Genomic DNA, 13,255 nt, shown 5'->3' with positions numbered 1-13,255 from the left:
GCAATTCAAAGACCTATTCGACAGCCGCGGGCCGGATTCCAGCGGTGAAATGTACTGGTCTTACCAGCATTACTGGCCGGGCGTCACCTCCAATCCCACAGAAAACGTCGATTTCTGCGCTGAATTCTATTTGAGTTTCTCTCGCGTTTGTGTTCGATTCGGGGTAGAATCGGTGTGAAGGAGGCACTGGCGCCCATGTTCATGGAAAACCCGAGTGAGGCTAGTTCGAACCCCGTCATTGCGGTGGGGCAGGCTCGGGAGATTCTGTTGGCGGCGTTGGGTGGGGTGTCGTTCGGGTCGCTGGGCGACGAGGAATCGTTGAGCATGCTGCTCGCCCTGGAGAGTGTTGGCCGGGTTGTTGATGGTGCCCTGGTGCTGTCCACGACTGATGTTCTCCGCCGCTCCGAATATCTGGACAAGTCCGTTGCCACGACCGCCGCAGAGATGACGGCCGATCAGACCGAGCTGGCCGCCGCGGGGGCAGTATCCCTGGCGCGCCGGCTCGGCTGCCGCAGCGGCCTCGTGCTCGTCTCCACCCTCGCCCGCCTGTCGCGCGGCGAGGTGCGGCAGCGTGCGTCGCTGGGCAAGACTGCCGGTGAGCGGATGCTGCTGGGCCGGCCCCTCGCACCGACCTACCCCGCGGTCGGGGAGGCGTTGCAGGGCGGGGAGCTCGGCGTCGAGCAGGCCCGGGTGATCGTGAACGTTCTCGACGAACTGCGCCCCTCCGTCTTGGTGGATGACCTCGACCGTGTCGAGCGTTCCCTGGTGGCGAGTGGGTCCGGGGCGATCACGCCGGAGACCGAGGGTCTGCCGGGTGCTGGGATCGCGTTTGCGCCGGAGTCGCTGCGGCTGCAGGGCATTGCCTGGCAGGCGCGACTGTCCCCCGAGGGGTCGGCGCCCGGCGAGACCGCGGCGGAGCGGCGCAGCTGGTTGGCCTTTGGTGGGCTGGCGAACGGTGGCTACAGCCTGAACGGTTGGCTGACCACCCTCGACCGTGCCATTATCAGCACCGTTTTCGACGCGTACCTCTCGAGCGCGGCGGCGAACCCGGTTCCCGGGGCTGCGCCCCGCGCGAGGGTCGCGTTCAGTGAGACCGAACCCTGTGCAGACGGCACTGCGAGTGGCGGCTCGTCACGTGGCAGCGACGAAAGTGACAGCAACACCATCGATCTTGACGGCGACGCAGGCCTTACCGAAAGCGGAGCCTCCGGCGAGCACGGCGAGCACGGCGAGCACGGCGGCGCGGCCGAGCAGGCCGAGCAGGGCGAGCAGGCCGAGCAGGGCGGCGCGGCCGAGCAGGCCGAGCAGGGCGAGCAGGCCGAGCAGGGTCACCAAGCCGTGCAGGGCGCCGCGAGTGAACAGACCGAGCCGAGCCACAGCCGCGGTCACGACGAGGACGCGCCGACCGAGCAGAACGGCCAGAACGGCCAGAACGGCCAGAACGGCCAGAACGGCCAGAACGGCCAGAACGGCCAGAACGACGACTACGACGAGGCGGCGAGGGGCGAGAACGGCCACCTGCACGGCTCCGACCGGCCCGCCACGCTCAGCCCCTGCCCGCAGGAACCCGCCGCCCCCCGCTCGATCGGGGAGAAGCAGGCCGGGATCCTCCGCGCGGTGTTCGAAGCGGCCGCCCGACAGCCCGGCACACCAACGATGGGCGGCGCGGCACCGACGGTGCTCGTGCACATCAATATCTACGACCTCCTCGCCGGGCGCGGTGCCGGCTGGATCGATGGTGTCGATGGTCCCCTCACCGTGAAGCAGGTCGATGAGCTGGTCTGTGCCGGTGGGTATCAGCCCGTGCTGTTCGGCCACACAGGTCAGGTATTGCACCTCGGCGACAGCAACCGGTTCTTCACCGCCAGTCAACGCCGCGCGTTGGCCGCCCGTGATGGCGGCTGTGTGATCCCCGGCTGCACCGTGCCACCGCACCTGGCACAGGTTCACCACGTCATCCCCTGGCGCAAGGGCGGACCCACCGACATCGACAACGCCGTCCTGCTCTGCAACGCCGGGCACGCCAGCATCGAAACCTCCGGCTGGGACATCGATATGAGAGACGGCCGCCCCTGGGTACGCGGCCCCCTCATCTTCGACCCCACCCAAACCTGGCGGCCCGGCGGCCAAAACCGCGCCGCCACCCCGGCGGAGAAACCCAACGGGGAAAAGTAACCCCACCCCGATCTGGCGGGTCTCGATGGCTCGTTCCTCGCGCCTCGACCGGCAGGTGGGTGGGGCTGGATCGCTCGTTCCTCGCGCCTCGACCGGCGGGTTCGGGCTCGACCCGGGGAATCGCTGATCGAGGCGCGAGCTTGCGAGCGATCGAGATCCCCTGGGTCCGCTGGTCTCGATCGCTCGTTCCTCGCGCCTCGACCGGCGGAGTGGCGGGTCTCGATGGCTCGTTCCTCGCGCCTCGACCGGCGGGTGGGTGGTCACCGGGCGTATCGTGGAACGGATGAACGCAACATTCACTCAACGTGACGGACGCCCCGCAGTACGACTGGAACGAACGCTCCCGTACACTGCGGAGCGCGTCTGGCGGGCCCTCACAGTGCCGGACGAGTCGGCGCGTTGGTTTCCGAGCACGCTGACCATCGAACCTCGCGTCGGCGGAACGGTCACCTTTGCCGGGGATCCCAATACCCCCGACAGCGCGGGAACGGTACTCGCCTTCACTCCGCTGCAGCTCGTGGCCTTTTCGTGGGGCAGCAACGTGTTGCGGTTCGACCTGACCGCGATAAATTCGAGCGAATGCGTCTTAACGCTCGTCGACACCCTCACCGCCGAGAACGAGGCAGCCCGCAACGCCGCAGGCTGGGACGTCTGCCTGGCCCAACTCGACGTGCACCTCGCCGGTCACGAAAGTGACGGTCCCCACGGGGCATCCGCTTCGAGCTGGCAGGAACGCTACGAGCACTACGTGGAACTGGGCCTGCCATCGGGCGCCATGATCCCGGGCACATCCTGACGGCCTGCCGGTGGGCAGCTCGATCCGTGGCACATCCTGACGGTCTGCATCGACGCTGCCCCATACGTTCCGAGATTGTGGCGGTTCGACCAAGGTGACTGCTGCTCGCCCGAGCGCATTCCGGGGGAGCTACGTGGCGGTTGGCGAAATTGGTCGCCTGCGCCGTCGGGGAATGAGCCGGTCGCAGACCAGGGCGACCGCCACGCCCACGGCATAGGCGAGGAGGTCAACGGGCGCAAACGTCGTGCCGAGCACGAGCCGGGCCGGCGGAAAGACCTCGGCCAGGGCAGCCGGCCCGGGGGAGAGTTGGGCTGCCTCGATCGCAACGCAGATCACATAGGCAACTGCTGCACTGCCCTCAGGTCGAAGGCGTCGAGCGATGAATGACACGGTCAGGTAGGCCAGCACCGCGTACAGAGCGTCCGCAGCGAAATCGCCGACCGGCCCAGTGACGGTGAAATGAACCGCTAACCCGGTGCCGATGACGACCGCGCCGGCAGCGATGAGGGTCAGCCGGATTCGCGACGGAGGTCTCGTTCCCGACGTCCCCGGCGATCCCGATGTCCCCCACGATCCCGACGATCCCGACGAATTCGGCGAATCCAGCGAATTCGGCGATTCCGGCGATTCCGGGGATTCCGGGGATTCCGGGGATTCCGATCGTTCCATCTCTTGAGGATAGGTGACCGCCCCGCAAGCTTGGCGACCCGCCACCGCTCAGCCCCGCGCTCAGCTGCGGCTCGATAGGCTGAGCGGATGGCTACCCGCATCAATCCGAGCATCCTTGCTGCCGACTTCGCCAATTTCGAGAGCGAGCTGGGTCGCATCAGCTCGGCCGATCTCGTGCACGTCGACATCATGGACAACCACTTCGTACCGAACCTCACCTTCGGGCTCGGCATGGTGCAACGGCTGCAGCAGGTGTCGCCGCTGCCACTGGACGTCCACCTGATGATCGACGACCCCGAGCGTTGGGCGCCAGGCTACGCGGAGGCCGGCGCCTACTCGGTCACCTTTCATGCCGAGGCCACGACGGAACCGGTCGCGCTGGCGAGAAAATTGCGGCAGATCGGCGCCCGCGCCGGCATTGCCCTGAAGCCCGGCACCGATGTGACGCCCTACCTCGGGCTGCTCCCCGAATTCGACCAGGTGCTCGTCATGACCGTCGAGCCCGGTTTCGGTGGCCAAAGCTTCATGGAATCAACCATGCCGAAGCTTGCCCAGCTACGAACAGTGGTGCAGAACAGCGGCCTCGACGTCTGGCTACAGGTCGACGGCGGCATCACCGCGCAGACTATTGAGATAGCAGCGGCGGCCGGCGCGGACACGTTCGTGGCCGGTTCCAGCGTGTTCGGGGCAGATAATCCGGCCGCCCAGATCGCCCTGCTGCGCCAGAGCGCGGCCAGCCACCGTCACGGGGCGGGTAACCTAGAGTCGTGAAAACATTCGATGACCTTTTCGTAGAACTGAGCGACAAGGCCGCCACCCGCCCAGAGGGTTCCGGTACCGTACGCGAACTCGACGCCGGCGTGCACGCCATCGGCAAGAAAATTGTTGAGGAAGCCGCCGAAGTCTGGATGGCCGCCGAGTTTCAGAGCGACGACGAAACCTCCGCTGAGATCTCCCAATTGCTGTACCACCTGCAGGTCATGATGATCGCCAAAGGCCTCTCTCCGGCTGACATCTACCGACATCTGTGACCCTCGCCCGTCGGCGAAAAATCACAAATCAGTCGTGCTACAAAACCGAGAGAGTACCCCCATGCTGAGAATTGCCGTGCCCAACAAGGGCTCGTTGTCTGAAACCGCCGCGCAGATGCTCGCCGAAGCCGGCTACACCGGCCGCCGCGACCCGCGAGACCTCGTTACCGCCGACCCGCGCAACGGGGTCGAATTCTTCTACCTGCGCCCCCGCGATATCGCGACCTACGTGGGATCGGGCGCACTCGACGTCGGTATCACTGGCCGCGACCTGCTGCTCGACTCGCACTCCAAAGCCGTGGAGATCGCCAGCCTCGACTTCGGCGATTCCACTTTTCGTTTCGCCGGTCCGGCCGGCCGCTTCACCGAGCTGAAGGACCTCGACGGCCTGCGCGTCGCCACGAGCTACCCCGGCCTGGTCGAACGCTTCCTCGCCACCCACTCGGTGACCGTCGACCTCGTCGAACTCGATGGCGCCGTCGAATCCGCCGTCCAGCTTGGCGTAGCGGATGCCGTCGCCGACGTCGTCTCCACTGGTACGACCCTGCGTAAGGCTGGCCTCGAAATCTTCGGACCGGTCATTCTCGAGTCGACCGCCGTGTTGATCAGCTCAACCAACGACAAGGCCGGCATCGACACCCTGCTGCGCCGCCTGCAGGGCGTGCTGGTAGCCCGCCAATACGTGTTGCTGGACTACGACATTCCGGTCGCCCTGCTCGACGCGGCCGCCGCGCTTGCCCCCGGCATCGAATCGCCGACAGTGTCTTCGCTGCACGATCCCGAGTGGGCTGCCGTGCGGGTCATGATCGCCCGCCTCGATATGAACAATGTGATGGACGCCCTCTACGCCCTCGGCGCTCGGGCGATTCTGGTCACCACAATTCACAACGCCCGCCTCTAAGAACCCCGCGAGAGGAGAACCGCATGAGCCTGAGTGTGCGCGTCATTCCCTGCCTCGACGTGGCCAACGGTCGTGTCGTCAAGGGCGTCAACTTTCAGAACCTGCGCGATGCCGGCGACCCGGTCGAACTCGCGCGCCGGTACTACGAGCAGGGCGCTGACGAGCTCACCTTTCTCGACGTCACCGCCACGGTCGACAACCGTGCAACCACCTACGACGTCGTGCGAGCCACGGCTGAGCAGGTCTTCATCCCGCTCACGGTTGGCGGCGGCATTCGCAGCGTCGAAGATGTCTCGCGCCTGCAGGCGAGCGGTGCCGACAAGGTCGGCGTCAACAGCGCCGCGATCGCGCGACCGGCCCTGATCAATGAGATCGCCAACCGGTTCGGCGCCCAGGTGCTGGTGTTGAGCCTCGATGTGAAGCGCTCCAATCGCACCGAGAGCGGCTTCGTCGTCACCACTCACGGTGGCCGGACCGAGACCGACCTGGACGCCGTGACCTGGGCTAGGCAGGCGATCGAACTGGGCGCGGGGGAGCTTCTGGTCAACTCGATCGACGCCGACGGTACCAAGGCCGGCTTCGATACCGAGCTCATCGCCCTTATGCGGGCCAACAGCCGCGTTCCGGTGATCGCGTCCGGCGGAGCCGGCCGCGCCGCAGACTTTCCACCGGCGATCAGGGCGGGCGCGGACGCAGTGCTGGCGGCATCCGTGTTCCACTCTGCACAACTGACCATAGGCGACGTGAAGCGTGAGCTCGCCGACGCCGGAATGCTGGTGCGCTGATGTCGCTTCCCGACGAACGCACAGAACTCGACGACCAACTCGATGCTGCCGTCTTCAACGACGCCGGGCTGCTGCCCGCCGTCATTCAACAGTGGGACACCCAGGAGGTGCTCATGCTCGGCTGGATGAACCGGGAAGCGCTGCGCCGCACCCTCACGGAGGGGCGCGTCACATTCTGGTCGCGCAGCCGGCAGGAATTCTGGCGCAAGGGCGACACCTCCGGCCACGCCCAGTACGTGCACTCGGCCGCGTTCGACTGCGACAATGACACCCTGCTCGTGCAGGTCGACCAGATCGGAGCAGCCTGCCACACCGGCACGCGAACCTGCTTCGACGGGCGCGACCTCGGCGCGACCACCATGGAAAGGCCCACGGAATGAGCGAGAGCACCCCGGCCGCCACCGGCGCCCGCACCGCAGGTTCGACATCGCGCACCCAGTTCGACGCGCTCATCGAGGAACACCGGGTCATTCCGGTCATCCGTGAGCTCTTCGCCGACGGCGAGACCCCGGTGGGGATCTACCGCAAACTCGCCAACGGGCTTCCCGGCAGTTTTCTGCTCGAATCCGCCGAGCAGGGCGGCATTTGGTCGCGGTTCTCTTTCGTCGGGGTCTCCTCCTTCGGAGTACTCACCCAGCAGGGCGATGACACCCGGTGGATCGACTATGGCCTGTCAGCGGAACGCGCTCTCGGCTCCGCGGCAGACCGTGCCCCCCTGGCAGCCCTGGCCTACCTGTTCGACCGCTGGCAGACGCCGCGGCTGCCGGAGCATCCGCCCCTGACCGGCGGACTGGTCGGCTTCATCGGCTGGGAGGCGATTCGCCAGATCGAACGCTTGCCGCACCAGCCGCCGGCCGACTACGACGTTCCCGGCCAGTCGTTCAGCTTTGTCGCCGACCTCGTCGTGCTCGATCACAAGTACGGCACCGTGCAGCTCATCGCCAATGTGCTCAACGACGGCTTCGCCACGCCAGACACACTGTGGGCGGATGCGACGGCTCGCCTGGATTCCCTGCAAAAGCGCCTCGCCGCGCCCGGCGAAGCATGGCTCGCCGAGGTCGACCTGCAGGCGCCGAGCGCGCCGAGCAATCGCACCACCCGGGATGATTTTCTCGCCGCCGTGAACATCGGCAAGCAGCACATCGTTGACGGCGATGTGTTTCAGGTCGTCATCTCGCAGCGTTTCGACCAGGTCTGCACCGCGCATCCGATCGACGTCTACCGGGTGCTGCGCAGCCTAAATCCGAGCCCGTACATGTACCTGCTGAGCCTCGAAACACCGAGCGGAGACCCGTACTGGATCGTGGGGTCCTCACCCGAAGCCCTCGTCAAGGTTCAAGACCAACGTGTCTTCACCCATCCGATCGCCGGCTCGAAACCACGCGGCACCACACCGGATGCCGACGCCGACTACGCGATCGAACTCGCCGACGACCCCAAGGAACGTGCAGAGCACCTCATGCTCGTCGACCTGGCCCGCAACGACCTGCTCAAGGTCTGCACGGCCGGATCCGTTGAAGTGACCGAGTTCATGCGCATCGAACGCTTCAGTCACATTATGCACCTGGTCTCTTCGGTCGAGGGCAACCTGGTGCCGGGCCAGACCGCGATCGACGTCTTCCGCGCCACGTTCCCGGCCGGAACTTTGTCGGGCGCACCGAAACCGCGGGCTCTGGAGATCATCGACGCCCTCGAACCGGCCCAGCGCGGCGTCTATGGGGGAGTGGTCGGCTACTTCGGCTTCGCCGGCGACGCCGACCTCGCCATCGCCATCCGCACCGCGACGATCAAGGACGGCATCGCCCGCGTGCAGGCCGGTGGCGGCGTCGTCACCGATTCCGACCCGGCCTCGGAGTACCAGGAGTCGCAGAACAAGGCCGCAGCACCGCTGCGTGCGGTGGCCGTGGCCAACGCGATGCGGCGGGTGTTCTAATGGCGCCTCGCCGGCTCAAACTCATTCTCATACTCGCTATTCTGGGTGCGAGCGCACTGGCATTGTTGGCCTGGACCCAGGTCTGGGTCCACGCGGAAGTCGGACTTCCCGACGCCGGCACCCAGGTGCTGCAGATCGACGGAGCCATCGCCGCGCCGGCGCTGACGGCACTCGCGCTCTGCGGTTTCGCCCTGGCCGGTGCCCTCACCATCGCCGGTCGACTCATTCGTATCGTGCTCGGCGCGCTCGAGGTATTGCTCGGGGTGTCGGTGTTTCTCGCCGCGTTCCTCGCGGTCGATGACCCATCAAATGCCAGTGCCGCTGCGGTCACGGCAGCGACGGGCATCGCCGGTCATGAATCCATTCAGCTGAGCGTGCTCGGCACAATTGTCACGCCGTGGCCATACGTCGCCATGGCGGCGGCCGTACTCATGGCCGCCGCCGGGGTCATGGTGATCCTGACCAGCGCACGCTGGCCTGGCCCGACCCGTAAGTACCAGGCCGTGCGTTTTGAATCGGTCACCTCAGCCGACGATTCAGTGTCGGCTGCGCCCTTCTCTGGCAACTCGCCGCCCGCGAAGGTCGCCCCGAGCGACTCCGTCGGCGACTGGGACGATCTCAGTCGCGGTGAAGACCCGACCGCTCGCTGAAGGCGGGCCGTCGCTCCGCTAGACTTAACCCGCTGGTCAACGCACACAGTGTTTACGTATTTACGAGGAGAACCATGAGCATCGATCTGTCAGATCCCGGACACGGCCACTCCGCGGCGGCCTGGACCGCTGTCATCATCATGCTGGCCGCTTTCGCCATCGGCACCACGGCCTTCTTCTTCGAGCTGGTCTGGCTCGTCTGGGCGTCCTTTGGACTGCTCATCGCCGGCGTTATCGTCGGTTACATACTCAGCAAGGTCGGCTACGGCGTCAGTGCCACGTCGCCTGGCCACTGACCGGCAGCAAAGAGACCTGGTGCTTCAAGAACTTCTCGCTGGCTCGGTGTCCGATGCCGAACAACGCCTCCTGACTCGCCCACTGGCGACGGTCGAGGCGGCGGCGCGCGCCCACGCGCCCGCACTCGACGCGCTGGCGGCGCTGGCCCCGGCCGATGGCGTCAAGATTCTCGCGGAAATCAAGCGGGCCAGCCCCAGCCGCGGTTCCCTCGCGGCCATCACCGACCCGGCCGCGTTGGCTGTTTCCTATGAAACCGGCGGCGCGAGCGCGATCAGCGTGCTCACCGAGGGGCGTCGCTTTCACGGCTCATTGACCGACCTCGAACAGGTGCGGGCCGCGGTGAGCATTCCTATCCTCCGCAAGGACTTCATCGGCACGCCGTACCAGGTGTTCGAAGCCCGCGCCGCCGGTGCCGACCTCGTGCTGCTGATCGTGGCCGCGCTCGATCAGGCCACCCTCGTCTCCCTGCACGATCTCATTCGCGAGCTCGGCATGACCGCACTGGTCGAAACCCACAGCGGCGACGAAGTGAGCCGCGCACTTGACATCGGCGCAAGCCTGATCGGGGTCAACGCCCGGAATTTGTCCACTTTTGAACTCGACCAGAACCTTTTCGGTACTCTGGCCGACAGAATTCCGTCCGGCGTCACCCGAGTCGCCGAATCCGCCGTCAAGACGGCCGCCGACGTCGCGCACTACCGTGCCGCCGGCGCCGACGTCGTCCTGGTCGGCGAAGCGCTCGTCACGAGCGATCCCATCCGAACCCTTTCCGAGTTTTTGGCGGTTTAAATGTCTGTGCGAAAAGAATCCTTGCGTGTGCAGTCCGGCCCGTATTTTGGCGGCTTCGGCGGCAGGTTCGTGCCCGAGTCCCTCGTAGCGGCGCTCGATGAACTCACGGCGGAATACGAACTCGCCAAGAATGATCCCGCCTTCGCCGCGGCCTTGATGGAGTTGCACGTCAACTACACCGGTCGCCCCTCGATCATCACCGAGGTTCCGCGCTTCGCCGAGTACGCCGGCGGCGCCCGCATCATCCTCAAGCGCGAAGATCTCAATCACACAGGCTCGCACAAGATTAACAACGCCCTGGGCCAGGCCCTGCTCACCAAGCGCATCGGCAAGACCCGCGTCATTGCTGAAACCGGGGCCGGCCAGCACGGCGTGGCCACGGCGACGGTCGCCGCCCTTTTCGGGCTGGAGTGCGTCGTGTATATGGGCGAGGTTGACACCGAACGCCAAGCCCTCAACGTGGCCCGGATGCGCCTGCTCGGCGCCGAGGTCGTTCCGGTCAAGACCGGCTCGCGCACCCTCAAGGATGCCATCAACGACGCCATGCGCGACTGGGTCACCAACGTTGAGACTACGAACTATATTTTTGGAACCGTTGCCGGCCCGCATCCGTTCCCCGCCATGGTGCGGGACTTTCAGAAGATCATCGGCGAGGAAGCCCGTCAGCAGGTGCTCGACCTGACCGGCAGCCTGCCGGATGCTGTCACAGCCTGTGTCGGCGGCGGGTCCAACGCCATGGGCATCTTTCATGCCTTCCTCGACGACCCGGATGTCGCCCTGTTCGGCTATGAGGCAGCTGGCGACGGCATTGACACGCCGCGGCACGCTGCCACCATTACCAAGGGGCGTCCGGGAGTGCTGCACGGCGCCCGCAGCATGCTGCTGCAGGACGAAGACGGCCAGACCGTCGAATCCCACTCCATCTCGGCCGGCCTCGACTATCCGGGCGTCGGACCGGAGCACGCCTGGCTGTCGAGCATCGGCCGGGCCACCTACCTGCCGATCAGCGACGACGAGGCGATGAGCGCCCTGCGCCTGCTCAGCCGCACCGAGGGCATCATCCCCGCGATCGAGTCGTCGCACGCCCTCGCCGGCACCCTCGAACTCGGCCGTGCGCTCGGCCCTGAAGCGACCATTCTGGTCAACCTCAGCGGTCGCGGCGACAAAGACATGGAAACAGCGGGACGGTACTTTGACCTGCTCGACGAAGGCGCTGAACAGTCATGACCACCCCAATTCTTGCCGATGAAGCAATGAGTGGCACCGTGAGCACGGTCGAACAGACCATTGCCCGGCGCCGAGCCGAGGGCGGCGGAGCCCTCATCGGCTACCTGCCGGTTGGTTTCCCCACCCTGAACGACAGCATCGATGCGGCGGTGGCCCTCGTCGCCAACGGCGTCGACATCATCGAACTCGGCCTGCCCTACTCCGACCCGGTGATGGACGGTCCGGTCATTCAGGCGGCAACCCAGCAGGCACTGGCCAACGGGTTCAAACTCCGCCACGGTTTTGAAGCGATCAAAGCCATCACCGCGCAGGTCGACGCGCCCATTCTGGTGATGACCTATTGGAACCCGGTCGTTCAGTATGGAGTTGAGCGTTTCGCCGATGACCTCCGGGCCGCCGGTGGTGCCGGTCTGATCACGCCCGACCTCATTCCCGATGAAGCCGCCGACTGGATGGCCGCGAGCGAGCGCATCGGCCTAGACCGGGTTTTCCTGGCCGCGCCCTCCTCGTCCGATGCCCGCCTGGTGCAGGCGATCGAAGCCAGCCGCGGATTTGTCTATACCGTCTCAACAATGGGCACCACCGGTGCTCGCGCGGGCGTCGATGCCGCCGCTCGGATCCTGGTGGAACGCCTGCGCTCCGCCGGCTGCACCAGCGCCTGCGTCGGCCTCGGTATCTCCACCCCCGAGCAGGTCCGCGAAGTCCTCGGCTACGCCGACGGCGCCATCGTCGGTTCCGCGCTCGTGAAGGCGCTCACCGACGGGGGAGTGCCCGCCGTCGCCCGACTGGCGCTCGAACTCGCCGCCGGTGCGAACGAACTTCGCCCGCCGTCGCCGCCCCGGTGAATTGTCACTTCGGAAGTTCCAGGCCCGTTCTACGCTAAATTGTTCGAGGCGATCGATTCGCCCCAGGTGACGTGAGTCACGATGAAAGGTAGTACCCAGGTGTCTTTGAGTCTTCTGAGCACGAGCATCCCGAGCCCCGCGTGGAGTTTCTTCGACCTCGGTCCGTTCCGCATTCACGCCTACGCGCTGTGCATCCTCGCCGGAATCATCCTCGCGACGATCATCACGTCGCGCCGGCTCACTAAGCGCGGTGCTGAGCCGGGAGTCGTACTCGACATCATCCTCTGGGCCGTGCCGCTCGGCATCGTCGGTGCGCGTATCTACCACGTGCTGACCCACCCGGGCGACTACTTCTTCGAGGGAGCCGATCTGCTCCGTACCCTGTATATCTGGGAGGGTGGAAACGCCATTTTCGGCTCCCTGATCGGTGGTGCAGTGGGTGCCTGGATCGGCTGCCGCCTGGCCGGTATCCGCTTTTGGACCTTTGCCGACGCCGTCGCCCCCGCCCTGCTCGTCGCCCAGGCCACCGGCCGACTCGGCAACTGGTTCAACCACGAACTGTTCGGGTTGCCGACGACCCTGCCGTGGGGCCTGGAAATCGACCCGAGCAACCCGGCATTCCCGGTGGGGCTGCCGGACGGCACGCTGTTCCACCCGACTTTTCTGTACGAAATCATCTGGAACCTGCTCGGTGTTGCCGTCATTCTCTATCTGGAGCGCAAGTTCCGCCTGCGGTTCGGGCAGACTCTGGGCGTCTACCTCATCTGGTATGGACTGGGTCGGAGCTTTTTTGAGTCGATTCGCATTGACCCGAGCGAGATTTACTTCGGAATCCGCACTAACGTCTGGGCGGCCCTCGCCGCCATTGCGGTCGGTCTGATCATCATTCTGGTGCAGCGTCACCGTCACCCGGGCCTCGAACCCAGCCCCTATGTGCCGGGCCGGGAATGGATTGGACCGGACGCTGGGGTAGAATTTGAAGACAGCGATTCGGATGATCTTGATCAAAGCTCCGCGGATCAGAGCGATGACGCCGATGAACGCACCGAATCACCCGAGGCTCCAGCCACAAGCACGAGCGCTTCGCGTCTGTAGAGTTCGTTCGCTGACATCCAGCCAACACACACGTAGCGCCGCCCGAATGTGGGCCTGACCCG

The 13,255-nt window shown here is 65.8% G+C and carries 15 protein-coding genes; 14 read left to right on the top strand and 1 reads right to left on the bottom strand.

What is annotated here, in order from left to right; genetic code table 11:
* The first annotated feature begins 174 nt into the window (after positions 1-174).
* Positions 175-2,175 (top strand): HNH endonuclease signature motif containing protein, encoded by a 2,001-nt coding sequence (locus QMF22_RS09870; RefSeq protein WP_283453026.1) that lies wholly within the window; start codon positions 175-177, stop codon positions 2,173-2,175.
* Positions 2,176-2,458: 283 nt separating this feature from the next.
* The gene (locus QMF22_RS09865; RefSeq protein ID WP_283453024.1) at positions 2,459-2,971 is read left to right on the top strand and encodes an SRPBCC family protein; all 513 of its coding nucleotides are present in this window, start codon (positions 2,459-2,461) and stop codon (positions 2,969-2,971) included.
* A 129-nt stretch (positions 2,972-3,100) separates the two neighbouring features.
* On the opposite strand, the gene QMF22_RS09860 is transcribed toward QMF22_RS09865, so the two are convergent.
* Positions 3,101-3,640, bottom strand: a complete 540-nt coding sequence (locus QMF22_RS09860) for a ribosomal maturation YjgA family protein (RefSeq protein ID WP_283453022.1) — start codon at positions 3,638-3,640, stop codon at positions 3,101-3,103.
* 87 nt (positions 3,641-3,727) lie between these two features.
* Between QMF22_RS09860 and rpe the strand changes: the two genes are divergently transcribed.
* The 12 genes from rpe (at position 3,728) to lgt (ending at position 13,193) form a co-directional block, all read left to right on the top strand.
* On the top strand, positions 3,728-4,411 hold the full coding sequence (rpe, locus tag QMF22_RS09855) for a ribulose-phosphate 3-epimerase (RefSeq protein ID WP_283453020.1): 684 nt from the start codon (positions 3,728-3,730) through the stop codon (positions 4,409-4,411).
* The gene (locus tag QMF22_RS09850; RefSeq protein ID WP_092340073.1) at positions 4,408-4,671 is read left to right on the top strand and encodes a phosphoribosyl-ATP diphosphatase; all 264 of its coding nucleotides are present in this window, start codon (positions 4,408-4,410) and stop codon (positions 4,669-4,671) included. The genes rpe and QMF22_RS09850 overlap by 4 nt, the downstream gene beginning before the upstream one ends.
* Before the next feature lie 61 nt (positions 4,672-4,732).
* Positions 4,733-5,572, top strand: coding sequence for an ATP phosphoribosyltransferase (hisG, locus tag QMF22_RS09845; RefSeq protein ID WP_134459200.1), 840 nt, complete (start codon positions 4,733-4,735; stop codon positions 5,570-5,572).
* A gap of 23 nt (positions 5,573-5,595) precedes the next feature.
* Positions 5,596-6,357, top strand: a complete 762-nt coding sequence (gene hisF / locus QMF22_RS09840; RefSeq protein WP_283453014.1) for an imidazole glycerol phosphate synthase subunit HisF — start codon at positions 5,596-5,598, stop codon at positions 6,355-6,357.
* Positions 6,357-6,737 (top strand): phosphoribosyl-AMP cyclohydrolase, encoded by a 381-nt coding sequence (gene hisI / locus QMF22_RS09835; RefSeq protein ID WP_283453012.1) that lies wholly within the window; start codon positions 6,357-6,359, stop codon positions 6,735-6,737. The genes hisF and hisI overlap by 1 nt, the downstream gene beginning before the upstream one ends.
* Positions 6,734-8,290 (top strand): anthranilate synthase component I, encoded by a 1,557-nt coding sequence (locus QMF22_RS09830; RefSeq protein WP_283453010.1) that lies wholly within the window; start codon positions 6,734-6,736, stop codon positions 8,288-8,290. The genes hisI and QMF22_RS09830 overlap by 4 nt, the downstream gene beginning before the upstream one ends.
* A complete protein-coding gene (locus QMF22_RS09825) occupies positions 8,290-8,940 on the top strand; it encodes a Trp biosynthesis-associated membrane protein (RefSeq protein WP_283453008.1) in 651 nt (216 codons plus the stop codon). The genes QMF22_RS09830 and QMF22_RS09825 overlap by 1 nt, the downstream gene beginning before the upstream one ends.
* A 74-nt stretch (positions 8,941-9,014) precedes the next feature.
* Positions 9,015-9,236: a DUF6704 family protein gene (locus QMF22_RS09820; RefSeq protein ID WP_283453006.1), complete on the top strand. Its 222-nt coding sequence runs from the start codon at positions 9,015-9,017 to the stop codon at positions 9,234-9,236.
* A gap of 19 nt (positions 9,237-9,255) precedes the next feature.
* A complete protein-coding gene (trpC, locus tag QMF22_RS09815; protein ID WP_283453004.1) occupies positions 9,256-10,026 on the top strand; it encodes an indole-3-glycerol phosphate synthase TrpC in 771 nt (256 codons plus the stop codon).
* The gene (gene trpB, locus QMF22_RS09810; protein WP_283453003.1) at positions 10,027-11,253 is read left to right on the top strand and encodes a tryptophan synthase subunit beta; all 1,227 of its coding nucleotides are present in this window, start codon (positions 10,027-10,029) and stop codon (positions 11,251-11,253) included.
* Positions 11,254-11,279: 26 nt separating this feature from the next.
* Positions 11,280-12,098, top strand: a complete 819-nt coding sequence (trpA, locus tag QMF22_RS09805) for a tryptophan synthase subunit alpha (protein ID WP_283453428.1) — start codon at positions 11,280-11,282, stop codon at positions 12,096-12,098.
* Between the two features lie 105 nt (positions 12,099-12,203).
* Entirely contained in the window at positions 12,204-13,193 is a 990-nt protein-coding gene (gene lgt / locus QMF22_RS09800) for a prolipoprotein diacylglyceryl transferase (RefSeq protein ID WP_283453426.1), read from the top strand.
* Positions 13,194-13,255: the final 62 nt, after the last annotated feature.

The organism is Cryobacterium sp. PH31-L1 (assembly GCF_030063145.1).
Taxonomy (GTDB): Bacteria; Actinomycetota; Actinomycetes; order Actinomycetales; family Microbacteriaceae; genus Cryobacterium.
Note: the sequence above shows the minus strand (reverse complement) of the source record. Positions and strands in the feature narration are given on the sequence as shown.